Origin of the sequence: Phaeobacter sp. JH20_34 (genome assembly GCF_048056095.1) — a bacterium.
Classification (GTDB): Bacteria; Pseudomonadota; Alphaproteobacteria; order Rhodobacterales; family Rhodobacteraceae; genus Phaeobacter; species Phaeobacter bryozoorum.
This window is the reverse complement of the sequence record NZ_JAYMWT010000021.1, coordinates 39,474-62,670: the sequence shown is the minus strand read 5'-3', so window position 1 is coordinate 62,670 and position 23,197 is coordinate 39,474. Positions and strand designations below refer to the sequence as shown.

Annotated in this window: 22 protein-coding genes; 8 read left to right on the top strand and 14 right to left on the bottom strand. The window is 63.7% G+C overall.

The window, feature by feature from the left end; genetic code table 11:
• Positions 1–121: 121 nt before the first annotated feature.
• Positions 122–1,378 carry a tyrosine--tRNA ligase gene (gene tyrS, locus VWZ81_RS14890; protein ID WP_416542879.1) on the bottom strand — a complete coding sequence of 419 codons (1,257 nt, stop codon included), beginning with the start codon at positions 1,376–1,378 and terminating at the stop codon, positions 122–124.
• Positions 1,379–1,531: 153 nt separating this feature from the next.
• Here tyrS and VWZ81_RS14885 point away from each other — a divergent pair, with 153 nt between their 5' ends.
• Positions 1,532–2,704, top strand: coding sequence for an anhydro-N-acetylmuramic acid kinase (locus VWZ81_RS14885; RefSeq protein ID WP_416542880.1), 1,173 nt, complete (start codon positions 1,532–1,534; stop codon positions 2,702–2,704).
• A gap of 59 nt (positions 2,705–2,763) precedes the next feature.
• Here the strand turns inward: VWZ81_RS14885 and VWZ81_RS14880 are convergent, their stop codons facing one another.
• Positions 2,764–3,195, bottom strand: a complete 432-nt coding sequence (locus VWZ81_RS14880; protein ID WP_416542881.1) for a cupin domain-containing protein — start codon at positions 3,193–3,195, stop codon at positions 2,764–2,766.
• 62 nt (positions 3,196–3,257) lie between these two features.
• Between VWZ81_RS14880 and VWZ81_RS14875 the strand changes: the two genes are divergently transcribed.
• Positions 3,258–4,697, top strand: a complete 1,440-nt coding sequence (locus VWZ81_RS14875; protein WP_416542882.1) for a protein adenylyltransferase SelO — start codon at positions 3,258–3,260, stop codon at positions 4,695–4,697.
• Between the two features lie 2 nt (positions 4,698–4,699).
• On the opposite strand, the gene VWZ81_RS14870 is transcribed toward VWZ81_RS14875, so the two are convergent.
• On the bottom strand, positions 4,700–5,611 hold the full coding sequence (locus tag VWZ81_RS14870; RefSeq protein WP_416549236.1) for a DMT family transporter: 912 nt from the start codon (positions 5,609–5,611) through the stop codon (positions 4,700–4,702).
• 170 nt (positions 5,612–5,781) lie between these two features.
• Between VWZ81_RS14870 and VWZ81_RS14865 the strand changes: the two genes are divergently transcribed.
• The gene (locus tag VWZ81_RS14865) at positions 5,782–6,501 is read left to right on the top strand and encodes an endonuclease/exonuclease/phosphatase family protein (protein ID WP_340545204.1); all 720 of its coding nucleotides are present in this window, start codon (positions 5,782–5,784) and stop codon (positions 6,499–6,501) included.
• Between the two features lie 108 nt (positions 6,502–6,609).
• Here VWZ81_RS14865 and VWZ81_RS14860 read toward each other — a convergent pair whose 3' ends face one another.
• The gene (locus VWZ81_RS14860) at positions 6,610–7,938 is read right to left on the bottom strand and encodes a DEAD/DEAH box helicase (protein WP_340545205.1); all 1,329 of its coding nucleotides are present in this window, start codon (positions 7,936–7,938) and stop codon (positions 6,610–6,612) included.
• A 372-nt stretch (positions 7,939–8,310) separates the two neighbouring features.
• Here VWZ81_RS14860 and VWZ81_RS14855 point away from each other — a divergent pair, with 372 nt between their 5' ends.
• The 5 genes from VWZ81_RS14855 to VWZ81_RS14835 all read left to right on the top strand — a co-directional run bounded on the left by VWZ81_RS14855 (position 8,311) and on the right by VWZ81_RS14835 (position 12,387).
• Complete coding sequence (locus tag VWZ81_RS14855; protein WP_340545206.1) at positions 8,311–8,724, top strand: Fur family transcriptional regulator; 414 nt, start codon at positions 8,311–8,313, stop codon at positions 8,722–8,724.
• A 309-nt stretch (positions 8,725–9,033) separates the two neighbouring features.
• Entirely contained in the window at positions 9,034–9,930 is an 897-nt protein-coding gene (locus VWZ81_RS14850) for a DMT family transporter (RefSeq protein ID WP_416542883.1), read from the top strand.
• A 173-nt stretch (positions 9,931–10,103) separates the two neighbouring features.
• Positions 10,104–11,378 carry a phosphopyruvate hydratase gene (eno, locus tag VWZ81_RS14845; protein WP_260105794.1) on the top strand — a complete coding sequence of 425 codons (1,275 nt, stop codon included), beginning with the start codon at positions 10,104–10,106 and terminating at the stop codon, positions 11,376–11,378.
• Positions 11,379–11,443: 65 nt separating this feature from the next.
• Positions 11,444–11,959, top strand: a complete 516-nt coding sequence (locus tag VWZ81_RS14840) for a hypothetical protein (protein WP_416542884.1) — start codon at positions 11,444–11,446, stop codon at positions 11,957–11,959.
• 197 nt (positions 11,960–12,156) lie between these two features.
• Positions 12,157–12,387 carry a hypothetical protein gene (locus tag VWZ81_RS14835; RefSeq protein WP_416536293.1) on the top strand — a complete coding sequence of 77 codons (231 nt, stop codon included), beginning with the start codon at positions 12,157–12,159 and terminating at the stop codon, positions 12,385–12,387.
• Positions 12,388–12,594: 207 nt separating this feature from the next.
• Here VWZ81_RS14835 and VWZ81_RS14830 read toward each other — a convergent pair whose 3' ends face one another.
• The 10 genes from VWZ81_RS14830 to VWZ81_RS14785 form a co-directional block, all read right to left on the bottom strand.
• Entirely contained in the window at positions 12,595–12,870 is a 276-nt protein-coding gene (locus VWZ81_RS14830; protein WP_340545211.1) for a glycine zipper 2TM domain-containing protein, read from the bottom strand.
• Between the two features lie 628 nt (positions 12,871–13,498).
• On the bottom strand, positions 13,499–13,948 hold the full coding sequence (locus VWZ81_RS14825; protein ID WP_340545212.1) for a GNAT family N-acetyltransferase: 450 nt from the start codon (positions 13,946–13,948) through the stop codon (positions 13,499–13,501).
• Complete coding sequence (locus tag VWZ81_RS14820) at positions 13,945–14,886, bottom strand: nucleoside hydrolase (protein ID WP_416542885.1); 942 nt, start codon at positions 14,884–14,886, stop codon at positions 13,945–13,947. Before VWZ81_RS14820 ends, VWZ81_RS14825 begins: the two co-directional genes overlap by 4 nt.
• Positions 14,887–15,058: 172 nt before the next feature.
• Positions 15,059–16,279 carry a DegT/DnrJ/EryC1/StrS family aminotransferase gene (locus VWZ81_RS14815; protein ID WP_416542886.1) on the bottom strand — a complete coding sequence of 407 codons (1,221 nt, stop codon included), beginning with the start codon at positions 16,277–16,279 and terminating at the stop codon, positions 15,059–15,061.
• A 168-nt stretch (positions 16,280–16,447) separates the two neighbouring features.
• Positions 16,448–17,758 carry an NAD(P)/FAD-dependent oxidoreductase gene (locus tag VWZ81_RS14810; RefSeq protein WP_416542887.1) on the bottom strand — a complete coding sequence of 437 codons (1,311 nt, stop codon included), beginning with the start codon at positions 17,756–17,758 and terminating at the stop codon, positions 16,448–16,450.
• 117 nt (positions 17,759–17,875) lie between these two features.
• Positions 17,876–19,234, bottom strand: coding sequence for a glutamine synthetase family protein (locus tag VWZ81_RS14805; protein ID WP_340545216.1), 1,359 nt, complete (start codon positions 19,232–19,234; stop codon positions 17,876–17,878).
• Positions 19,234–19,914 carry a type 1 glutamine amidotransferase gene (locus tag VWZ81_RS14800; protein WP_416537342.1) on the bottom strand — a complete coding sequence of 227 codons (681 nt, stop codon included), beginning with the start codon at positions 19,912–19,914 and terminating at the stop codon, positions 19,234–19,236. Before VWZ81_RS14800 ends, VWZ81_RS14805 begins: the two co-directional genes overlap by 1 nt.
• 71 nt (positions 19,915–19,985) lie before the next feature.
• Positions 19,986–21,320, bottom strand: a complete 1,335-nt coding sequence (locus VWZ81_RS14795) for a glutamine synthetase family protein (RefSeq protein ID WP_340545218.1) — start codon at positions 21,318–21,320, stop codon at positions 19,986–19,988.
• A gap of 191 nt (positions 21,321–21,511) precedes the next feature.
• The gene (locus VWZ81_RS14790; protein ID WP_340545219.1) at positions 21,512–22,318 is read right to left on the bottom strand and encodes an ABC transporter permease; all 807 of its coding nucleotides are present in this window, start codon (positions 22,316–22,318) and stop codon (positions 21,512–21,514) included.
• Positions 22,315–23,196 carry an ABC transporter permease gene (locus VWZ81_RS14785; protein ID WP_416542900.1) on the bottom strand — a complete coding sequence of 294 codons (882 nt, stop codon included), beginning with the start codon at positions 23,194–23,196 and terminating at the stop codon, positions 22,315–22,317. The genes VWZ81_RS14790 and VWZ81_RS14785 overlap by 4 nt, the downstream gene beginning before the upstream one ends.
• Position 23,197 lies beyond the last annotated feature (1 nt).

The following is a 23,197-nucleotide window of genomic DNA, read 5'->3' as shown; positions in this document are numbered from 1 at the left end:
GCCCTGGGCTGGCAATGGCGCTGCGGCTGGTCTGATCTTCGGGATCGAAAAAGGGGCCACAGCGGCCCCTTTTTTTGATTGCTGTCGGTTGGTCCGGCCCGTCGGCTGCACCGCGGGGCGATTACCCCTCCAGCTGCACCAGCGCGTGGCGTTTTTTGCCCGCAGACAGTTTGATCGGCGAGGCCAGAGCGGCGGCGTCGATCATCAGCCCTGCATCGGTCAGCGGCGCGTCGTCGATCTTGGCGCCGTTCTCTGCGATCAGGCGCTTGGCGTCCTTGCCCGATTTGGCCAGCCCGGATTTCACGATCAGCTGCACGATGGAGATGCCATCGCCCAGATCTGCGGTAGTCAGGCTGAGCGTGGGCAGGTCGTCGCCAATGCCGCCTTTCTCGAACACTTCGCGGGCGGTGGCCTCGGCGGCGGCGGCGGCCTCGGCACCGTGCAGCAGGGTGGTCACCTCATTGGCAAGGATCACCTTGGCGGCGTTGATCTCCGACCCTTCCAGTGCACCCAGGCGGTTGCATTCGTCCACCGGCAGCTCTGTATAGAGCTTCAGGAAGCGGCCCACATCGGCGTCGGTGGTGTTGCGCCAGAACTGCCAGAACTCATAAGGCGAGAGCAGATCGCCATTGAGCCAGATCGCACCATTCTGCGATTTGCCCATCTTCTTGCCGTCGGAGGTGGTCAAGAGCGGCGAGGTGAGACCGTAGATTTCATGGTCCAGCACCCGGCGGGTGAGGTCGATGCCGTTGACGATATTGCCCCATTGATCGGAGCCACCCATCTGCAACACGCAGCCGTAGCGGCGGTTCAGCTCCAGGAAGTCATAGGCCTGCAGAATCATGTAGTTGAATTCGAGGAAGGACAGCGACTGTTCGCGGTCAAGACGCGATTTCACGCTCTCAAACGACAGCATCCGGTTCACCGAGAAATGGCGGCCGATATCGCGCAGGAAAGTGAGGTAGTTCAGATCATCCAGCCATTCGGCGTTGTTCAGCATCATGGCGGCGTTATCCGCGTCGCTGTCATAGTCGATATAGGCGGCAAACACCTTCTTGATGCCGGCGATATTGGAATCGATCTGCTCATCCGTCAGCAGCGGGCGTTCATCAGCGCGGAAGGAGGGATCGCCCACCTTGGTGGTGCCGCCGCCCATCAGGGTGATCGGTTTATGGCCGGTTTTCTGGAACCAGCGCAGCATCATGATCTGGATCAGCGAGCCCACATGCAGCGAGGTCGCGGTGGCGTCAAAGCCGATATAGGCGGATTGGCCGGGGGTCATCAGTGCCTCGTCCAGGCCCTGGTAATCGGTGCAGTCGGCCAGATAGCCACGTTCCATCATAACTGCGATGAAGTCCGATTTTGGGTGGTAGGTCATGATGTGCCTCGGCTTTCTAATTTGCGCGCTGCTGTATAAAACGCAAATTGCCGGGGGGAAAGCAGTGTGAACGGCTTTGCGCAAGAAATTCGCTGCTGTATCCTTGGCGCAAACCGGCGCGGCGCGCCCAATATCACAGCAGGCACCATCAGCATGACCAGATCCCCCTCCTCGGCCCGTTCTGTGGCGATCCCCAAGACCGGCGTTCTGCGCGCCCTTGGCACCATGAGCGGCACCTCGCTGGACGGGGTGGATGCGGCCATTGTCGAGACCGATGGCGTGGTGATCCACGGCTTTGGCGCCAGTGCCTATCGCGCCTATGAGCCGGTGGAACGGGCGCAGCTGGCGGCCGCACTGGGACAGTGGCAGGGGCCACAGGTGGACGCCGCCGCAGAGATCGTGACCCGCGCCCATGCGGCGCTGCTGGCGCAGGTTCTGGCTGAGGATGCAGAGGCCGGGGCGGATCAGCGGGCGGTTGATGTCATCGGGTTTCACGGTCAGACGCTGGCCCATGCGCCGCGCGTGCAGGGCACCCTGCAGGTGGGCGATGGGGCGGCGCTTGCGGCTGAGCTTGACACCCCGGTGGTCTGGGATTTTCGCAGCGACGATGTGCGGCTGGGCGGGGAGGGCGCGCCGCTGGCGCCGTTCTTTCATTTTGCCTGCGCCAAATACCTGAAGCGGGACAAACCCCTGTGTTTCCTGAACCTCGGCGGCGTGGGCAATCTGACCTATGTCGATCCGCGCTGTGACGCGGCTGAGGATCCCGGCGCGCTTTTGGCGTTTGACACCGGCCCTGCCAATGCGCCGATCAATGATCTGGTGCAGGCGCGCTGTGGTCAGATGATGGACGAAGGCGGCGCGATTGCCCGTGGCGGCGCGGTGGAGACCGGGGCGCTGGAGCTGTTTCTGGCGGAGCCCTATTTTGCCCGGATGCCGCCGAAATCGCTGGATCGCAATGATTTTTCCGAGATGATCACGCTGGTCTCCGAATTGTGCGACCGCGATGCGACGGCGACTCTGACTGGCATGTGCGCCGCTGCTGTCGCGCAGGGGATGGAGCATTGCCCGGAGCCGCCGGAGGTGGTTTTGGTCACTGGCGGCGGGCGCCACAACCCGGTGCTGATGGAGATGCTGCGGGTGTCGCTGGACTGCCCGGTTCAGCCGATCGAGACGGTGGGGCTGGATGGCGACATGCTGGAGGCGCAGGCCTTTGCCCATCTGGCGGTACGGGTTGCGCGCGGGCTGCCGACCTCCTGTCCCGGCACAACCGGTGTCAGCGCCTGCGTTGGCGGCGGTGTGGTGAGTGTGCCGGGGCGCGAGGACTGAGGTCTGGCGGCCGGGAAACTTGGAGGTTTCCCGGCAAATCCCTTCGAAGTAATCTGGGGTCAGGCGCGCGGGATATCGAAGCCGGGGTCGGCGAGGGTGAAGCCCTCGAACCGGAACCCCGGTGAGACGGTGCAGCTGACCAGCGTATAGTCGCCGGTGGTGCGGGCGGCCTGCCAGTGGCCTTCGGGGACGATCAGCTGCGGTTCTCCGGTGGTCAGGTCCGGGGTCAGCAGGTGGTCGTGGGCGGGGCCGTTATCGCTGGCTGACAGCGACAGCACCAGCGGCGCGCCAGCGTGATAAAGCCAGATCTCGGTGGCATCGACACGGTGCCAGTGGCTGCTCTCACCCGCCTTCAGCAGGAAATAGATGCAGGTGCCGGTGGCGCGGTCGTCGTGGCTGGCTGTGGTTTCGGCGATCCATGTCTGGCGGTAATAGCCGCCTTCGGGGTGGGGCTGGAGGTTCAGCCGGGCGATGATCTCATCGGCGGTCATGTCAGTGCTCCGTTTTGTCTGTTGGCTCTGGCAATTTGGCATTTGCCGCATATGTTTGGGCCATGACATTGCACATCCCCTTTGACAATACATATGCCGCGCTGCCGCCGCTGTTCTACAGCAAACAGGCTCCCGTGCGGGTGAAGGCGCCGGAGTTGATCGCCTATAATGGTGCACTTGGCGCGGAGCTGGGCATCCGGGCGGGTGACAGGGCCGAGCTGGCCGAGATTTTTGCGGGCAACCGTGTGCCCGATGGCGCCGATCCGCTGGCGCAGCTTTATGCCGGGCATCAGTTTGGCACCTACAATCCGCAACTCGGCGATGGGCGCGCGATCCTGCTGGGCGAGGCTGTTGGTGTTGATGGCGAGCGCCGCGATATCCAGCTGAAGGGATCGGGGCGCACGCCCTATTCGCGGGGCGGTGACGGGCGGGCCTGGCTGGGGCCGGTCCTGCGCGAATATGTGGTGAGCGAGGCGATGCACGCGCTTGGTATTCCGACGACGCGCGCGCTGGCGGCGGTTGCGACCGGTGAGCTGGTCTGGCGCGAACAGGGCGGGCTGCCGGGCGCGGTGCTGACGCGGGTGGCCGCGAGCCATCTGCGGGTCGGGAGCTTTCAGATCTTTGCCGCGCGGGGCGAGCAGGCGGCGCTGCGGCAGCTTACGGATTACGCCATCCAACGCCATTATCCTGAGGCGAAGGGGCCGATGGGGCTGTTGCGGGCGGTGCGCGATCGGCAGTCGGAGCTGATCGCGGCCTGGATGTCGGTAGGCTTTATCCACGGGGTGATGAATACCGATAACTCGTCCATTTCCGGCGAGACGATTGACTATGGTCCCTGCGCCTTTTTGGATGTCTATCACCCCAGCACTGTGTTCAGTTCGATCGACCGGATGGGGCGTTATGCCTATTCCAACCAGCCCGATATTGCGGTCTGGAATCTGGCGCAGCTGGCCACCGCGCTGATCCAGCAGGCGGAGGATCCGCAGGCGCTGGTTGAGGAGGCGACCGAGATCGTTCATGCGATGCCCGCCCGGACCGAGGCCGCCTGGCTGCGGCGCTTTGGCGCCAAGATCGGCATTGCCGAGGCAACGCCTGACGATATGGCGCTGATCACTGACCTGATGCAGCGCATGGCGGCGGGGCAGGCGGATTTCACCAATACCTTCCGGGCCTTGGGCGATGCTGTTGCGCCGGACTCCGGCAAGGTGCGCGATGAGTTTCTGGAGCCGGAGGCGTTTGACGGCTGGGCAGGGGACTGGCGCGCGCGTCTGGCGCAGGAGGCGGATCCGGCGGCGGTGATGGCGGCGGCGAACCCGGTCTATATCCCGCGCAACCACCGGATCGAGGCGATGATCAGTGCCGCCGTTGCGGGCGATTTTGCCCCGTTCGAGCGGCTCAATACCGTGCTGGCGGATCCCTATACCGTGCAGGCAGGGGCCGAGGATCTGCGTCGCCCGCCGACTGCGAGCGAGGTGGTGAAGGCGACCTTCTGCGGCACCTGAACCTATTTGCGATTGATCAGCAGGATACCGACCGCGACCAGCACCAGTGCGGCCCAGACCTGCGGCAGGATCACCTCGTCCAGCAGCAGCCAACCGAGAATGGCCGCGATCACCGGCGACAGGAAGCTGAAGGAGGCAACGGCATTGGCGCGGTAGAGGCTGATCAGCCAGAGCCACAGCAGATAGCCGAGGCTGGCGATGGCGATGGCCTGAAACAACACGCCGGAGATATGCAGCGCCGTGGGGTCGCGCAGCAGCGGTCCAAACAGCGGCGAAATCGCCAGCAGCACCAGCGCCGATGTGGCCAGCTGATAGGTGAGCTGGCGGATCGGCGGGACATGGGCCAGTGGCGACAGCCGCGCGCAGAGGGCGATCCCGGCCCAAGCCAGCGTCGCCGCAAGCGCGAGAATATCGCCCAGCAGCGAGGCATCGCCGCTGCCCCGGTGCAGCACGGCCAGCACCACGCCGCCCATGGCCAGGATCAGTCCCAACATGCGCAGGCTGTTGAGCCGCTCGCCGGGCAGGAGCAGATGGCCGGCCAGGGCCAGCCAGACCGGCATCGAGTTGAAGATGATCGTGACCCGCGACACCGAGGAGAGATCAAGTGCGATATAGAGGCAGACAAATTCGGCCGTGAACAACAGCCCGGACACCAGCCCCCAGAAGTGGACAGAGCGGCTCCAATGCGCCGACGTCTGGGCAGGGGCAGGAGTGCTGGCGCGCTTCAGCTGGCCGCGAAAGGCGAGCCATGTCAGCAGGACCGCCAGCCCGATGAGAGAGCGCAGGCCCGCCTGAAACACCGGGCCGAACCCGCCGTTGGAGACCTTGATCACCACCTGATTAAAGCCCATCAGCCCGCTGAAGCCGATCAGCATTGCGGCCCCGATGCCGTCCATTGCGCGTTTCTCACTCATGCCGCCAGAGGAGGTGGGCTTGGTCCGAGAGTCAAGCCGGGAAAACAGATGCTTAGGCCGCGATGGGTGTGACAGGGCGCGCTCTGGCCTGCGGTGCGGATTTCGGCCATGCTGTGGCCGTATCACGCACCGGATCGGTGACAAGGCGCGGTGGCAAAGAAGGCAGAGGAATGACGCAGGAACAGGGCACCCGGCCGGGACGGCTGCGGCTGGCAAGTTACAATATTCAGAAGTCGATGGGGCTGGATCTGCGTCGGCGTCCGCGTCGCACCTTGCAGGTGATCGAGGGCACCGGGGCGGATCTGGTGCTGTTGCAGGAGGCCGACAAGCGGCTGCCGCCACGACCCGCCGCGCTGCCGCATTTCATTCTGGATGAGGCAGGATGGCAGATTGTCGATCTGGGCGGGGCAGGGTCGCTGGGCTGGCATGGCAATGCGGTGATCTGGCGGGGCGACGGGATTGCGCTTCAGGATCACGGCCATATTCCGCTGCCGGGGCTGGAGCCGCGCGGGGCGGTCTGGGCGCTGTTCGAGACGGCGCTGGGACCGCTTAGGGTGGTGGGCGCGCATCTGGGGCTGACCACCAAGGCGCGCCATGAGCAGGTCCATCATCTTGCGGGGATCATCGCCAAGCGCCCGGATCTGCCGACGGTCTGGGCCGGAGATTTCAACGAATGGTCCCGCCAGCCGGTGCTGGATCATCTGGCTCCGAAACTGCGGTTTGTGCCGCCACGGCCCAGTTTTCCGTCGCTGCGCCCGATTGGCGCGCTGGACCGGATTGCGGTCAGCCGGGGGCTGGAGGTGGTGGACAGCGGCGTCTATCGCGCCCGTCCGGCGCATATCGCCTCGGATCACCTGCCGGTCTGGGCGGATCTGGTGGCGGCGCGGTAAGTCGATGACGAAAAAGTAAAAACCGGGGACGAAAAAGCCGGGGACGCAAAAGGCATCCCCGGCTTTGTCTGGTTTTCAGCCGTGCCCCCATAGGGGCATGGTGAGGGTTTACTGGGCGCGACGGCGCTGACCGCCGGGTTTGCCCTGAGCCGCGCCTGCGGCGGCACCGGATCCACCGCTGCGCGCACCGCTCTGGCCGCCACCGGCACCACCGCTGCGACGCCGGCGATGACCGCCGGGTTTGCCGCTGCCACCGGGTTTGCCGCCGCCACGACGGCCCGCCGGGGCCTTGGCATCGGGCAGAACCTCCCACGGACGGCCTGAGGCCACCGGGATATTGAGGTTCATGGTCTTCTGGATCGCCTTCAGCTCATCCATTTCATCCGGGGCGCAGAAGGCCACGGCCTGACCGTCCTTGCCTGCGCGTGCGGTCCGGCCAATCCGGTGCACATAGGCATCCGCCACATTGGGCAGCTCGTAGTTATAGACGTATTTCACATCCGGGATATCGAGACCACGGGCCGCAACATCGGTGGCCACGAGGATCTTGACCTCGCCGGATTTGAAGGAGGCAAGCGCGCGTTCACGCTGGCCCTGGCTTTTGTTGCCGTGAATTGCTGCGGCCGAGAAACCGGCGGCCGACAGCGTTTTCATCAGCTTTTCCATGCCGTGTTTGGTGCGGCCAAAGACAAGTGTCCGCTCGTCCTTGTGTTTGGTCAGCAGCTCTTTCAGCAGCGAGAGCTTCTCTGCCTTGGCGATGAAATGCACCGATTGGGTGATCTTGTCGGCAGCCTTGCCGGGAGGGTTCACCTCGATCCGCACCGGGCTTTGCAGGTAGGAATTGGCGATCTCGTTCATCTGCTTTGGCATGGTGGCCGAGAACAGCATGGTCTGGCGCTGTGCCGGCAGAAGAGCGGCGATCTTGCGCAGCGCGTGGATAAAGCCGAGGTCCAGCATCTGGTCGGCCTCATCCAGCACGAGGAAGTCGCAGGAGCCAAGATCCAGCGCGCCACGGTCAAGGATGTCCAGCAGACGGCCCGGGGTGGCGATCAGGATATCGGTGCCGCGCGACAGGCGGCTGATCTGCGGGTTGATGGAAACGCCGCCGACAACCAGACCGGTTTTCATCGGGGTGCCTTCGGTCAGGCCCTTGAGGTTGGCGGCGATCTGGTTGGCCAGTTCGCGGGTCGGCGCCAGCACCAGGCCGCGCACGGTCTTGGCGGCGGGTTTGCGGCCGTATTGCATCATCTGGGCAATCAGCGGCACGCCGAAGGCGGCGGTTTTGCCGGTGCCGGTCTGCGCCAGACCCAGCACGTCCTTGCCGTTCAGCGCATGCGGGATGGCGCGGGCCTGAATCGGGGTCGGATCGGTATAGCCAAGTTCTGCAATGCGCTTCAGAAGCTGCTCGGGCAGCCCCATGGTTGAAAATTCTGTCACGTCTCGTCCTTTCACAGCCGCGCCAACAGGGCTCGGCCGGTGCCGCCACGGGGGCGGTCTGTCGTTGGGGCAGGGACCTCGGGCGGGGCTGGCATCATGCCAGACCGCTGGTCGCTGCGAGTGCCCCACGCGTGATATTGGGAACGGTGGCATATCCTTAGGGTCGGTGTTTGGCCTGCGCATTGATCTGGCGCGGCCCGACGTCCTCTGCTCACGCGGCAGGGAGGGATGCCTGACAGGGCAGATGGCCCCGCCAGCGGATAAAGTCAATGGGCAATTGTTGTATATTCTGCGCCACAGACTGTTAAAACCCGGTTTGCGGCGCGGGCGTCTTTGTATAAACAGGGACGCCACGCTGAATAAGGGATGACCATGAGCGAGACGATTATCGCACGCTGCGAAGCCATAGGTCTGCGGATGACAGGCCAGCGACGGGTGATTGCGCGCGTATTGCAAGAGAGCGACGATCACCCCGATGTCGAGGAACTCTATGCCCGTGCCAGCGCGCTGGACGGGGCGATTTCGCTGGCCACCGTCTATCGCACGGTGAAGCTGTTTGACGAAGCGGGCATTCTGGAGCGGCTTGAGTTCGGCGACGGGCGTGCCCGCTACGAGGATGCCGACCGCGAGCATCACGATCATCTGATCGACATGACCACCGGGGCGGTCATCGAATTCTGCGATCCCGAGATCGAGGCCTTGCAGGAAAAGATCGCCGAAAAGCTGGGCTATGAGCTGCGCGGCCACAAGCTGGAACTATATGGCGTGCCGCGCAAGAAGAGCTGAGCCAGCGCGCGCCCGCTGACCACATGCCGATGCGCCCGCGGGGGCGTGTTTTCTTAGACAGGATAACGGGTCAGTATATTCCCGGAAAATTCCGGGGCGTGCCGCAGCCCGGCGGTGGCCCAGTATCACGGCGCGTGATAGGAGCGGTCACATGAAGTCATGAAGCTGCGCCGCAAATATCGAGTCGTGTCGCAAATGGACAAGTGGGCGGCCGCTTCCGGCTATTTGTTGTGCGGATCAGTCGATGCAGCGACGGCGGGCACGGCCCCTCGGCAGAGCCATCGGACCCATTGGAATGGAACGATCAAGATGAACAATGTCACGGGAATATTGCTGGTGATCCTCGCCATGGCGGGGTTTTCGCTGGAGGATATGTTCATCAAGCAGCTCGCCACCTCGGTGCCGGTGGGGCAGATCCTGATGATGCTGGGGCTGGGCAGTGGCACGATCTTTGTGATCTGGGCCAAGCTGCAGGGCCACCGGGTGCTGGCGCCACGCAACTGGCGCTGGCAACCTGTGCTGCGTGCCTCGACCGAGGCGCTGGCGGCGGTCAGTTTTGCCTCGGCGCTGGCGGTGGTGGATATCTCGACCGTTGCGGCGGTGTTTCAGGCGATGCCGCTTGCGGTCACTGTCGGGGCGGCGCTGTTTCTGGGCGAGGATGTCGGCTGGCGGCGCTGGACCGCGATCCTTGTCGGTTTTGCCGGGGTGCTGATGATCGTGCGTCCCGGTCTGGCCGGATTTGAGCCGGGGGTGCTGCTGGTGCTGATCTCGGTTGTGGCGGTTGCGGCGCGCGACCTGATGACGCGGGTGATGGATAGCGCGGTGCCCTCTGCCGTGGTCAGCTCGCAGGCCTTTGGCTCGGTGATCCCGGCGGGGCTGGTGATGCTGCTGATCCTGCCCGGAGAGCCGGTCGCCCTGGAAGGCAGCCAATGGGGCATGTTGCTGGGAGGCGTCATCTTTGGCGTGCTGGGGTACTACGGGATTGTCACCGCCACCCGGATCGGCGATGCCGCCGTGATCACGCCGTTTCGCTACTCCCGGCTGGTGTTTTCGACCCTGATCGGCGTGGTGATCTTTGCCGAGGCGCCGGATATGATGACGCTGGCGGGATCGGCGCTGATCATCGGCTCCGGGCTTTATACCTTTCTGCGGGAGCGGCGTCTGGCGCGGCGGGCGGCGCGGGCGCAGGCGGCGGTCCCTGTCTGAGCACATCGGGCTGGCGGCGGTGGCGATTGATTGCGCAAACAGCGAACTGTTAGCCCTAACCCCGTAAAATAAGTGACGTTAGCGATAACGCTCATGGTTTACTTTTGACCTGTGAATGCTATGACGCAGGCACCAATTGCCGCAATCACTTGCCAAGATCAGGGACCTGAATAATGAGCACCATTATCGATATCCACGCCCGTGAAATTCTCGACAGCCGGGGCAATCCGACCGTTGAAGTCGACGTCATGCTGGAAGACGGCACAATGGGCCGCGCGGCGGTACCGTCGGGTGCGTCAACCGGGGCCTATGAGGCGGTGGAAAAGCGCGACGGCGACAAGTCCCGTTACCTTGGCAAAGGCGTTCTGGAAGCGGTTGCCGCCGTCAATGGCGAGATCGCCGAAGAGCTGGTCGGCTTTGACGCCTGCGAGCAGGTTGCCGTGGACATGGCGATGATCGAGCTGGATGGCACCGAGAACAAGGGCCGTCTGGGCGCCAATGCCATTCTGGGTGTCTCCATGGCGGTGGCCAAGGCTGCGGCGGATTTCACCACCCAGCCGCTGTATCGTTATATCGGTGGCACCTCGGCGCGGGTTCTGCCGGTTCCGATGATGAATATCATCAACGGCGGCGAACATGCCGACAACCCGATCGACATTCAGGAATTCATGATCATGCCGGTGGCTGCGGACAACATCCGCGACGCCGTGCGCATGGGCTCTGAAGTGTTCCACACCCTGAAGAAAGAGCTGTCGGCGGCGGGTCTGTCGACCGGGATCGGTGACGAGGGCGGTTTTGCCCCCAATATCGCCTCCACCCGCGAAGCGCTGGATTTTGTGCTGAAGTCGATTGAAAAGGCCGGTTACAAGCCGGGCGAGGAAATCTATCTGGCGCTCGATTGCGCGGCGACCGAATACTACAAGGATGGCAAATATGTGCTCTCCGGCGAAGGCAAGACCCTGTCGTCGGAAGAGAATGTGGCCTATCTGGCGGCACTGGTGAAGGATTATCCGATCATCTCCATCGAAGATGGCATGGGCGAGGATGACTGGGACGGCTGGAAAGCGCTGACCGAAGAGCTGGGCGACAAGGTGCAGCTGGTCGGCGACGACCTGTTCGTGACCAACCCGGCCCGTCTGGCCGATGGGATTGCGCGCGGCTGCGCCAACTCCATGCTGGTGAAAGTGAACCAGATCGGCACCCTGACCGAGACCCTGAAGGCGGTCGATATGGCCCATCGTGCGCGCTACACCAATGTTATGTCGCACCGCTCCGGCGAGACCGAGGATGCCACCATTGCCGATCTGGCGGTGGCCACCAACTGCGGCCAGATCAAGACCGGTTCGCTGGCGCGCTCTGACCGGCTCGCGAAATACAACCAGCTGATCCGTATCGAGGAAATGCTGGGTGAAGTCGCCGAATACGCGGGTCGTTCGATCCTGAAGTAAGACCAGAGGCCGGGGCATGTTGCTCCGGCCTTTTTGTTCCTGTGTTCCGTTGTTGTGTGGTTATCATGCTCAAGAAGGTTGCCCATTTCCTGATCCGGCGGGCTGAACGCCGTATTGGCGTCTCGCTCGATTATGCCCATGCCATTGCCGATACGGACCTGGGGTTGCTGGCCCGCTACAATCGGGTGTTTGGTTTTCTGGATCCGAACCGTCAGCTGCCGGCCGCCGCCTATCATGCGGCGCGGCTGACCGGGGCGCTGAGCGCGGATTGCGGGTCCTGTGTCGAGGCGGAGATCAACCTGGCGAAATCCGCCGGGCTGTCGCCCGAGCTGATCAGGTCGATCCTGACAGGCAGCGCGCTGGAATCTGAGCTGGAGGCGGTTGTGCGTCTGGCGGGCGCGGTGGCTGGCACGCGCAGTGACGATCCTGAGGCGCGGGAGGCCGTGCGCGCGGCCTATGGCGAGGCGGGGCTGATCGAGCTGAGTTTTGCGATGAACGGGGCGGCGATGCTGCCGGGGATCAAGCGCGCCATGGGCTATGCCACTGCCTGCGACCTGCAGCTGATGCGTCGGCTGTCCTGAGCGTCTGAGTGCCGGGCCTGGGTGCCGGGCCTGCGTGTCGGGGCGAGGACGGCCCCGGATCTGCGCCGATAACCTCTCAGATCGAAATCTGTGCGGATGGCGCACTTCTGTGGCCTGCTTCACAGACCTGTGATCGCGGCTATGGCAGTCTTGGTCGCAGGCGCTACGGGGGTGGCGCTGGCCAGGAGGGGAAGATCATGGGAGCGACTGCACATCTGAAAGCCCGGGAGAGTGTTTATCCGAAGCCTGCGGTGAGGGTGGCCGGAACCGCAAGCTGGCTGCCGCTGGGGTTCATCATTGCGGTGGCCCTGCTGGCCGGTTGTGCGGGGCCCGGGCATTATCCGCTGACAGGGCATGACGCAAATGTGGCTGATCCGGTTCACAGCATGTCGATGACACAGGGCGCAATGGTGGCCGGGGGGCTCTGAGGCGCCCTGCCAAAGGGGGATCGACATTGTCAGCCCTGAGTATGTCAGGGACTTGGCGCAGAGGGGGCGCGGCTTAATTTCAAGCCGTTGGCGACAGGGAAAGACCCTGAGAGCGGATCCGCTCTCAGGGTCTTTCTTTGACTGTTGGGTCGGATCCGCGATCCGTGATGCGAACGCCGCAGGTCTCGCCCGCGCTCTGCGCTGGAATCACGGGCAGGCCGCTGTGTAATAGGTGCCGTCACCGCGGGAATAGGCGCATTGGCGCGACTGGTTGTTCTGCGCCACAAGCGTACCGGCGGCGGCCCCGCCAAGGGCGGCAATCAGGCGCCAGTCGTCATCGGCCTTGAGCGCGTCGGCGGCAATCAGACCTGCTGCGGCACCACCGGCGACACCGGCCACTGTGCGCTGTTCGGGGGTCAGATCGGTGCAGGCGGAGAGCGCCAGCGTCGCGGCGCTGAGGCCGGCGAGGATATGGGATTTCATGAGATTTCCTTTCCTGTCATTGATGCGCTTGTGATGGCTGTGCAGGAGCGCTCCTGCATCTTTGTGGCTTGTCCCGGCGATACGCCGTCTCCGGCCCGCTTCGACTGGCGCCAACCGGAGCCGCCACACCCCAGGACGGCTCCGCTCAGCTGCTGGGGCCCACCCCTGAACCCCGGTTTGGTCGACCGCCAAAAGGCTGCCGCCGTCGTGCGGATCCATGGCCCCATGGTGTGATGAGGCGTGACGGATCCGGTGTTACGCGCGCGGGTGTTCGCCCGGCGCCCACCCCGGTGGGTGGCTGTGCATCACGGCTTCTGCCGCTGTCTTCGTTGCGCCGCCTATCGGTTGGCGGCGCGCTCCCACACGTTCCACGGTGTGTTCAATTGGTCTGTTCCATCGCGCTGTGATCGCGCTGGCGCTGGCCGGTGCCCCGCGCCGCTGGTTCAGAGAGAGAACCCCAGACGTGCAGATTGGTTCCCTGTGTCATGAAAAATAATTCACGGGGCGCGAAACTGGCGCCAGACAGCGTGCCATCCGCGCACAGGCAATCGCTGTGCGGCGGCCTGCGCGCACGTCCGGGAACGCCCGGGCGCGTCCGCAAGCGGGCGGCATGCGCGGTGGTCCGGTGCTAGAGCTTGCGGCTCATCAGCATGTGTGTGTCGCGCGGCTCGAACCGGGCTCGGGCATAGAGCCCGCGGGCAGGCGCATTGTTTCTGTCGACGTCCAGATGCAGCGCTTTGATGCCGGCTTCGGCCAGGGTGCGGGGCAGGGAAAACAGCACTTCGGTGGCAATGCCGCGCCCGCGCACGGGCGGGCGGATGAACAGCTCGTCGATAGAACCATCCATGCCGCCAAACTCCACCGACCAGCTGAAGGTGACAACGATATAGCCCACCGGTGCGCGGGTCGGGCCGATCAGATAGACGGCGCCATAGGGCAGCCCGTTCAGCAGCGGCTCAATGGCGGCGCGGCGGTGCGGCTCATCTGAGGCGATGCCCATCTCGCCGTGAAAGGCCGCGACGAGATCCAGAACACGGGTCAGATCCTCGGGGCCTGCAAGGTGCAGCGCGGCGCTCATAGGGTGGCCAATCGGCTGGTGATCAGGTCAAAGAAACCATCGGCGTCCAGATCGCCAATGAACAGCGCATTGGCAGGCCGGTCGGTGACCCCCCACCAATCGGCCACAGTCATGCCGAGGGTCAGCTCGGAGGTGGTTTCGACCACCACGTTGATCTTGCGGCCCGAGAACAGCTCAGGCCGGATCAGATAGGCAATGACGCAGGGATCATGCAGCGGGCCGCCTTCGGAGCCGTATTTCTCGACATCAAAGCGTTCAAAGAAATCAAGCATATCGGCGGTGAAATCGCCCACTTTGGTGGCCAATGCACGGATCGCCTCGATCCGGGGGCGGGTGGCCAGCGCCTTGTGGGTGACATCCAGCGGCATCATGGTGACCGGCACGCCGGAGCTGAGCACGGCGGCGGCGGCCTCCGGGTCGACGTAGATGTTGAATTCCGCCGCCGGGGTGATGTTGCCGACCTCGAAATAGGCGCCGCCCATCAGCACGATCTCCTGTACGCGGGCGACGATGTCGGGGGCTTTCTGAAAGGCGGTGGCAATATTGGTCAGCGGCCCCAGCGGGCAGAGCGTAACGGTGCCGGGAGCTTCGCGGCGCAGGCTGTCGATGATGAAATCGACAGCATGTGTTGCAGCCAGCGGCATGGTTGGATCCCAAAGTTCCGGCCCATCGAGGCCGGTCTTGCCATGCACATGTTCGGCGGTGATCAGCGGCCGGGCCAAGGGCGCGTCGCAACCGGCGTGGACGGCCATGTCCGGGCGGCCTGCCACTTCGCAGACGCGGCGTGCATTGGTCTGGGTCAGCGCCAGCGGCACATTGCCCGCAACACAGGTTATGCCAAGCAGATCAATCTCTTCTGGGCTGGCCAATGCCAGCAGAATGGCGACAGCGTCATCCTGTCCGGGGTCGGTGTCGATAATGATCTTGCGCGCGCTCATGGGGCTGTCCTTCTGGTCGTTGCCAGACCCTCGCAAGGGTGGCGGGCAATGTCCAGCGGCGGCGCGGGCTGCGGTCGGGAATTCGCCGGTTTGCGGCCTAAGCCGCCAGCAAAAAGTCGCGCCGCCTCAGCCTGCGCGCCCCGGTGTCCGATGAACCCCGCCGCCCGCAGAGTCAGGCGGCAGCGGCCCCCATGGCGTCGGCCATCGCAGACAGCAGCACAGTGGCGATCACATCGAGTTCGTCGCGGCTGAGGCGCACCGGCAGGCGCACATCGCAGGCCTGCATCAGCATGGCGCGGGTCTGCGGCAGCTCGGGGATATCGCGCAGGAACTGCCAGTTCCAGAAAGCGCGGGCGTTGTCTTCGGAGAGGCCGAAGATCTGCACCTTGACGCCCCGCGCCTCGGCTGCGGCGGCAAAGCGGTTGATCTCCTCGCTGCTCATATCGACCAGGTTGAACTGGATCGAATCCGGCGCGCGCTGTTCCGGCGGCAATGGGGCAGGCACGTCGATATGCGGCGAGCGGTTGAGCTGATCTGCGACATAGTCGTGGTTCTTCAGCCCGTCGCGCACCCGGCGCGCCAGTTCGGGCAGCTGCGGGCGGATCACGGCGGCCGACAGGTTGCTCATCCGCAGGTTATAAAGCGGCAGCTGGTTCTGCCAGTTGGCAAAGGCCTGCTCGAGCGCGCCGGTGTTGTCGCCGGGGGCGGATTTGTGTTTTTTCCAGTTGTGCTCATAGGCGCCGGACATGATCACGGCGCGGGCGACCAGATCGGCATCATCGGTAACCAGGATGCCGCCTTCGCCGGCGTTGATCATCTTGTAGGACTGGAACGAGAAGCAGCCGATGGCGCCCAGCGTGCCGATATTGCGGCCATGCCAGGTGGTGCCCAGCGAATGGGCGGCATCCTCAATCACCGGAATGTCGCGCGCGCTGCAGAGCGCCATGATCGCATCCATATCGGAGGTATGGCCGCGCATATGGCTGATGATCACCGCCTGCACATCCCCCAGCTTGGCCTCAAAATCGGCCATGTCGATCCGGTAGTTGGCCCCCACCTCGCAGAGGACCGGCACGCAATCGGCGTGGACAATCGACGAGGGCACGGCCGCAAAGGTGAAGCCGGGGATCAGCACCCGGGCATCGCGGGGCAGGTCCAGCGCCTTCAGCGACAGGAACAGCGCCGCAGAGCAGGAGGAGACCGCCAGCGCGTATTTGCTGCCAAGGAGCTGGGCAAATTCCTCTTCCAGCAGGGCAACCGGCGCATCCTGCGGCGCGGTGTAGCGGAACAGATCGCCAGACTGCATCAGGGCGTCAATGGCGGCGCGGGCGGCCTCCGGGATCGGTTCTGCCTGATGGACGTTCGGGACTTGCGACGGGGATGCCTGGCTCATATTTCAAAATCCTGAATCTACCTTTCCAAAAACATAAATGCTTGGCGCAAAAATGCCAAGCCTCGCCCGCGGGATCGGCAGGTTTTGGCGGAAAATTTCACAGAACTGTTGCTTTGGCTGCGGGCGTGGTCTGCGGGGGTGATCCCCTGTGGCCTGGGCCGCGCAGGATCAGACGCCGATCCGGTCGCGCAGCGCATACCAGGTCATCGCCAGCGCCAGCAGGGGGCTGCGCATGGCGGTGCCGCCGGGAAAGGCGGGGGCGGGTACGCGGGCCATGGTATCAAAGCCGTCGCTCTCTCCGGCGATGGCCTGCGCCATCAACTGGCCTGCATGGGTGGCGGTGCCGACGCCATGGCCGGAATACCCCGAGGCCGAGAGCACATTGGGCGCCAGCCGCACCAGATAGGGCATCCGTTTCATAGTGATCGCGAGGGTGCCGCCCCAGGCGTAGTCGATCTTCACATCGCGGAGATGCGGAAAGATCTGGACCATCGGCTTGCGCACGGTGGCGGCGATATCGCTGGGGAAGCGGTAGCCATAGCTTTCACCACCGCCGAACAGCAGGCGGCCGTCGTGGCTGAGCCGGAAATAGTTCACCACAAATTTGCTGTCGGCCACCGCCACATCGCGGGCCAGTACCCGCGCGGTTTCGGCGCCAAGCGGCGCGGTCGCGGCGATGAAATTGTTGATCGGCATCACCCGCGCCGCCACGCGGCGGTTGAGCCCGCCGAGATAGCCGTTGCAGGCCAGCACCAGCTGATCGGCAACGACCTCTCCCGCCGCGGTGCGCAGCCGGATCTGCTTGCCCTCGTCGATGTTCAGAACCTCGCTGCCCTCACAGATCCGCACACCGGCTGCCGCAGCGGCACGGGCGAGGCCAAGCGCGTATTTCAACGGGTGCAGATGCGCCGCCCCCATATCGAGTGAGCCGCCGACATAGGCGGGCGAGGGGCAGATCGCCTGCAAACCATCGTGATCCAGGGCGGTGATCTCCTGGTAGCCATAGCGGTTCTGCAGATGCTCCACATAGCGGTGTTCGTGGTCGACCTCGCCCTTCGAGAAACAAGCATGGGCAATGCCGGGCTTCAGATGGCAGTCGATATCGTGGCGCGTGATCAGCGATTTCACCAGATCCTTGGCGTCCTCTGCCAGCTGCCAGAGCTTTTCGGCATCCGCCGCACCCAGCAGGTTTTCCAGCCCGTCCTGTTCCATACGCTGACCGCTGCCAAGCTGGCCGCCGTTGCGACCGGAGGCACCAAATCCGACGCGGTTGGCCTCCAGCAGGATCACCGAACGCCCGGCCTCGGCCAGATGCAGCGCCGCCGACAGCCCGGTGTAGCCACCGCCGACAACGCAGACATCAGCGCGGGCGTCGCCCGTCAACGGCGCAAAAGGCGCCAGCGGTGTGGCCGTTGCGGCATACCAGCTATCGGGATAGGTCCCTTTGCGGTCGTTGGAATAGAGCAGGTTCAACCCCATGGCACACCTCAGTCCCCGGCAGTCGCCGCCCCATGTCCGGTTACGCGCAACTGCCTGTCATCTTTCCATAAATACTCACCGGCGCTGACCTCGGCGGAGAGATCAGCGCCGACAGTGTTAGACGTTCATCAGCAGATGCTCGCGCTCCCAGGGGGAGATCACCTGCAGGAATTCGTCATATTCGGCGCGTTTCACGATTGAGTAGACGCGGGCGAACTCGGGTCCCAGCACCTCATGCAGGGCGGTGGCCTCTTCGAACAGGTCAAGCGCCTCGCCCATGACCTGCGGAATGTCGCCATCCCCGTCATAGGCGTTGCCCTTGAACTGCTTGCGCGGGCGCTTTTCCTCCATCAGGCCCAGATACCCGCAGGCGAGCGACAGAGCGATGCCCAGATAGGGGTTGCAGTCCATGCCGGCGATGCGGTTCTCCACCCGCCGCGCTTCGGGGCCGGACAGCGGCACGCGGATGCCGGTGGTGCGGTTGTCGCGCGCCCATTCCAGATTGATCGGCGCGGCGTGGTCCTTCACGTAGCGGCGGTAGGAGTTCACATAGGGTGCCATCACCGCAAGGCCTGCGGGCAGGTGGTTCTGCAAACCGGCGATAAAGTGGAAGAAGGCATCCGTCTCGCCGCCCTGCGGGCCTGAGAAGATGTTCTCGCCGGTCTCCATGTCGATCACCGAATGGTGGATGTGCATGGCAGAGCCCGGCTCATCCTCGATCGGCTTGGCCATGAAAGTGGCAAAGCAGTCGTGGCGCAGGGCGGCCTCACGGATCAGCCGCTTGAAGTAGAAGACCTCATCCGCGAGCTTCACCGGGTTGCCGTGGCGCAGGTTGATTTCCAGCTGGCCCGCGCCGCCTTCCTGGGTGATGCCGTCGATCTCGAACCCCTGCGCTTCGGCAAAGTCGTAGATGTCGTCGATGACGGGGCCGAATTCGTCTACCGCGGTCATCGAATAGGCCTGCCGTGCCGCGGCGGGACGGCCGGAGCGGCCCATCATCGGCTTGATTTCATGCGCCGGGTCCAGATTGCGCGCGACCAGGAAGAATTCCATTTCCGGCGCCACAATCGGCTCCCAGCCTTGATCGTGATACAGCTGGACCACCCGCTTCAGCACGTTGCGCGGGCTGTAGGGGATCGGGTCGCCGTCCCGGTCATAGGCGTCGTGGATCACCTGCAGCGTCCAGTCCGCCGTCCAGGGGGCGGCGGTGGCGGTGGATATGTCCGGCTTCAGCGTCATGTCCTTTTCGATCCAGCCGTCGTCATCCGCAGCATCAGCCCAGTCGCCGGTGATGGTCTGGTAGAAAATGCTGTCGGGCAGGTGGAAATAATCCTGCTTGGCAAATTTGGATGCCGGCACCGCCTTGCCTCGGGCGATGCCCGGCAGGTCCGAGATAACGCATTCGACTTCGTCGAGACGACGCCCCTCCAGATAGGCTTGTGCTGCTTCGGGAAGAGTGTCGAGCCAGGCTGACATCAGGTCCTCTCTTTCTTGAAAAAAGCATTGAGGAAGGTTGCGATTTCGTCCGATTGGACGGGGTGATGCAGGTCGGCGCTGGCAGCGTCCAGTATCTCATCGGGGACCACGCCGCGACCGCGGCTGTCGATCAGACCGCCGACAAAGCTGCTGGCGAATTCCGGGTGCGGTTGCAGGGTCCAGATATGATCGCCATAGGCCAGGATGCCGTTCTTGCAGTGGTCGTTGCCCGCCAGCACGCGGGCGCCTTCGGGCAGGGCGGTGACCTGATCCTGATGCCAGGCATTGAGCCGCAGGGGCTTGCCGTCCATCTGATACGTCACCGGGCCAACGGCCCAGCCGCCTGCGAATTTCTCCACCTTGCCGCCGAGCGCCTGAGCGATGATCTGATGGCCAAAGCAGATGCCGACCAAAGGCTTCTTGCGGGCGTGGATTTCGCGGATCAGATCCTCCAGCGGGGGGATCCAGTCGTGATCCTCATAGGCGCCATGTCTGGAGCCCGTGATCAGCCAGCCATCCGCCGCATCGGCGCCGGAGGGGAAGACATTGTCGACCACCGCATAGGTGTCGAATTCAAACCCGCCGTCGGCGAGCAGGGTGCGGAACATCTGGTCATAGTTGCCGGCGCTGTCGATCAGGTTTTCGGGCGCATGGCCGGTTTGCAGAATGCCGATTTTCATAAGTCACCAGTTAGAAAGGAGTTCGCTGCACGGGACGATAGCCCGCCGTCAGGACGGCGGGCAAGAGGCCGTCAGACGGTATCCAGGTAGATCTCCACCCGTTCCTCCGGGGTGAGTTCTTCCATGTAATGCAGCTCCTGGCGTTTGGTCAGCACCATGTTGCGGATCATCTCGGCGGAGAAGAACTGCGGGATGATCTCGGAGCTCTCGAATGCGTCGATGGCGCTTTGCCAAGTATTGGGCACCTGCGGCAGGTCCAGCGCATAGGCGTTGCCGGTGATCGGCTCATTGGGGTCGATCTTGTTCTCGATCCCATAAAGCGCTGCGCCGAGGATGGCGGTCAGCATCAGATAAGGGTTCACGTCGCCGCCGGCAAAGCGGTGCTCGATGCGGCGCGCCTTGGGGCTGCCTGAGGGCACGCGGATGGCGGCGGTGCGGTTCTCATAGGCCCAGCAGATGCCGGTGGGGGCATGGGCGCCCGGCACCATCCGGTCATAGCTGTTGCCATGCGGCGCAAACACCAGGGTGGAATCGCCCATGGCCTTCAGACAGCCGCCGACGGCGTGGCGCATCGCATCGGTGCCCTTGGGGCCGCCATCGTCAAAGATGTTGTTGCCGTCCTGATCCAGCACAGAGAAATGGGTATGCAACCCGTTGCCGGCGTAATCGTCATAGGGTTTGGCCATGAAGCTGGCCGCGAAACCGTGGCGGCGGGCAAGACCCTTGACCAGCATCTTGAACAGCCAGGCGTCATCGGCGGCGCGCAGTGCGTCGGGACCGTGCATCAGGTTGATTTCGAACTGGCCCAGACCCGCCTCGGAAATCGCAGTATCGGCGGGGATGTCCATGTCCTCGCAGGCGTCGTAGAGATCGGTGAAGAAGGTGTCGAACTGGTCCAGTGCCCGGATCGACATGGTCTCTGCTGCCTTGCGGCGCTTGCCGGAGCGGGGAGAGGTCGGCACCTGCAGTTTTTTGCCGCTGTCGTCGATCAGGAAGAACTCAAGCTCCACCGCGACCACCGGGGTCAGCCCCAGTGCCTTGTAGCGGTCCACCACGGCGCGCAGCGCATGGCGCGGATCGCCCTCATAGGCGCGCCCGTCTTCGCGGTACATCCAGATCGGCAGCAGCGCCGAAGGCGCGTCGAGCCAGGGCATCGGCACAAAGCCACGTTCGGTTGGCTTCAGCACGCCGTCGGCATCGCCGCTTTCAAACACCAGCGGGCTGTCGTCGATATCCTCGCCCCAGATGTCGAGGTTCAGGACCGATAGCGGGAACCGGGTGCCTTCCTCTACCGCCTTGTCGGCAAAGCGGGCAGGGACGCGCTTGCCCCGGGCCTGACCGTTGATGTCCGCCGCCGCAACGCGGATGGTGCGCACATGCGGGTTTTTCCTGAGCCAGTTCTTCATTTAATCACCTGACGGTTTCGAGGGCACCACCGGCCGCCAGCGCCCCCGGATGGGGCGCAGCAGGGCCGGGGCAGTTTATCACCCCTGGTCCAATTTTTGATCATAACTCAGTATAACCTAGAATTTGTCCATGAACTCGCAGGATTCTGCTGCCAGAAACTCAGGTTCTAAATTTGATCAAATAATGGATACTACCGGATCAGATTAGGACGCAAGCGAATTTTTTTCCGCCGGTCCTGCGGCAGATGTGCGTTCAGACGGGTATTGATCGCGCCAAAGAGGGTGATCACCGCCAGCGTCAGCAGGATGAAATAGAAGGCCAGGATCGGGTAGGGCACGAAGGGGTTGAAGGTCTTGTCCGCGAAATAGCTGGCGTAGTAGAGCGCATCGCCGCGCTGTTGCCATGCCGGAAAGCCGGAGAAGAACACCAGCGTGGTGGCGTGGAAGAGAAAGATCGCTTCGTTGGTGTAGGAGGGCCAGGCCAGCCGCATCATCGTTGGCCACATGATTCGACGAAACCGGGTCCAGCCGGAGAGGCCATAGGCATCTGCCGCCTCGATATCGCCCTTTGGGATCGACCGCAGCGCGCCGTAGAAGATTTCGGCGGAATAGGCGGCGGTGTTGAGGATCAGCACGATCAGCGCCCCGAGCCAGGCCGCCGACAGCGGGTCAAAGATGGAGGACACCGATTTCAGTTGCAGGAACAGGAAGTAGGCAAAGAAGAACTGGATGAACAGCGGCGAGCCACGGAAGATGAATATGAACCATTCCGCAGCTTTGCGCAGCGGCGTGGAGGTGGAATTCTTGGCCAGCGCCACGCCATTGGCGATGACAAACCCGATGATGACGGCGATCGCGCCGAAATAGATGTTCCACAGCATCCCCGAACCGATCAGCACAAACTGGTCGCAGAGGGTGAAATCGCTGCGCGGCAACATGCGTTCGCCGATGCCGAGGGCGCGCAGGCCGTAATCTTGCAGTGTCTGGATACAGCTCATGACGCTTTCCTTTGCGCTTCGCCGGCCAGCGTGGCCTGACCGTGGGAGAGCCGGTCGCGGATCCGGTCCAGCACCAGTTCGGAGAGTTTGGTGAACGCGAGGTAGAAGACCAGAAGGCCGAGGAAATACCACATGCGCCAGTCGCCATGGGGGTAGTCGGTGAAGCGGGCCGTCTTGGAGCCGCCGAGTTCACGTGCCCAATAGACGATATCCTCAACCCCCAGTAGGAACAGCAGCGGCGTCGCCTTGATCAGGACCATCCACAGGTTCGACAGACCGGGCAGCGCATAGGTCCACATCTGCGGCACCAGAATGCGCCAGAAGGCCTGTCGGTGGCTCATGCCATAGGCTTCGGCGGTTTCGATCTGGGCGCGGGGCACAGCGCGCATGGCGCCATAGAGCACATTGGCGGCAAAGGCGCCGAAGACGATAGCGAAGGTGACCACCGCAAGGGTGAAGCCATAGACCTCATGGATCCACTGTTCGGAGGTGCTAAGCGGCATCTTGGCGATGTCGCAGACAACAAAGTCATTGCCCTGGCGCACCGGCGCGTCCCAGTCGGGGCATTTCACCTGATGGCGCAGATATTCGATGCCCTGATCCAGAGCGATGACGAAGAACAGGAAAAAGGCAATATCCGGCACGCCGCGCACAATGGCGATATAGGCCTTGCCCAGCCAGGAGAGCGGCGCGAATTGCGCGCGGGCAGCCATGGCGCCGCCAAAGCCGAAGGCCAGCGCCGCGGGCGCAGTGACAGCCAGCAGCAGCAGAACCGTCCCGAAGGAGGCGTAGAAGGCAAAATGCTTGCCGGTGGTGAGATAACAGCTCAGCCACTGGAAACCCTCCAGGCTGGCCGGATCGGTGCAAAAGGAGAAGATG

Excerpts from the sequence above, each read along its gene's own strand:
- VWZ81_RS14825 (WP_340545212.1), bottom strand. The coding sequence starts at position 13,948 with ATGAGCGCCGCGCTGCACCTTGCAGGCCCCGAGGATCTGACCCGTGTT.
- VWZ81_RS14870 (WP_416549236.1), bottom strand. The coding sequence starts at position 5,611 with ATGAGTGAGAAACGCGCAATGGACGGCATCGGGGCCGCAATGCTGATC.
- VWZ81_RS14875 (WP_416542882.1), top strand. The coding sequence starts at position 3,258 with ATGACATTGCACATCCCCTTTGACAATACATATGCCGCGCTGCCGCCG.
- eno (WP_260105794.1), top strand. The coding sequence starts at position 10,104 with ATGAGCACCATTATCGATATCCACGCCCGTGAAATTCTCGACAGCCGG.
- VWZ81_RS14840 (WP_416542884.1), top strand. The coding sequence starts at position 11,444 with ATGCTCAAGAAGGTTGCCCATTTCCTGATCCGGCGGGCTGAACGCCGT.
- VWZ81_RS14885 (WP_416542880.1), top strand. The coding sequence starts at position 1,532 with ATGACCAGATCCCCCTCCTCGGCCCGTTCTGTGGCGATCCCCAAGACC.
- VWZ81_RS14830 (WP_340545211.1), bottom strand. The coding sequence starts at position 12,870 with ATGAAATCCCATATCCTCGCCGGCCTCAGCGCCGCGACGCTGGCGCTC.
- tyrS (WP_416542879.1), bottom strand. The coding sequence starts at position 1,378 with ATGACCTACCACCCAAAATCGGACTTCATCGCAGTTATGATGGAACGT.
- VWZ81_RS14800 (WP_416537342.1), bottom strand. The coding sequence starts at position 19,914 with ATGAAAATCGGCATTCTGCAAACCGGCCATGCGCCCGAAAACCTGATC.
- VWZ81_RS14820 (WP_416542885.1), bottom strand. The coding sequence starts at position 14,886 with ATGAGCGCGCGCAAGATCATTATCGACACCGACCCCGGACAGGATGAC.
- VWZ81_RS14835 (WP_416536293.1), top strand. The coding sequence starts at position 12,157 with ATGGGAGCGACTGCACATCTGAAAGCCCGGGAGAGTGTTTATCCGAAG.
- VWZ81_RS14855 (WP_340545206.1), top strand. The coding sequence starts at position 8,311 with ATGAGCGAGACGATTATCGCACGCTGCGAAGCCATAGGTCTGCGGATG.
- VWZ81_RS14850 (WP_416542883.1), top strand. The coding sequence starts at position 9,034 with ATGAACAATGTCACGGGAATATTGCTGGTGATCCTCGCCATGGCGGGG.
- VWZ81_RS14795 (WP_340545218.1), bottom strand. The coding sequence starts at position 21,320 with ATGAAGAACTGGCTCAGGAAAAACCCGCATGTGCGCACCATCCGCGTT.
- VWZ81_RS14815 (WP_416542886.1), bottom strand. The coding sequence starts at position 16,279 with ATGAGCCAGGCATCCCCGTCGCAAGTCCCGAACGTCCATCAGGCAGAA.
- VWZ81_RS14865 (WP_340545204.1), top strand. The coding sequence starts at position 5,782 with ATGACGCAGGAACAGGGCACCCGGCCGGGACGGCTGCGGCTGGCAAGT.
- VWZ81_RS14880 (WP_416542881.1), bottom strand. The coding sequence starts at position 3,195 with ATGACCGCCGATGAGATCATCGCCCGGCTGAACCTCCAGCCCCACCCC.
- VWZ81_RS14790 (WP_340545219.1), bottom strand. The coding sequence starts at position 22,318 with ATGAGCTGTATCCAGACACTGCAAGATTACGGCCTGCGCGCCCTCGGC.
- VWZ81_RS14805 (WP_340545216.1), bottom strand. The coding sequence starts at position 19,234 with ATGTCAGCCTGGCTCGACACTCTTCCCGAAGCAGCACAAGCCTATCTG.
- VWZ81_RS14810 (WP_416542887.1), bottom strand. The coding sequence starts at position 17,758 with ATGGGGTTGAACCTGCTCTATTCCAACGACCGCAAAGGGACCTATCCC.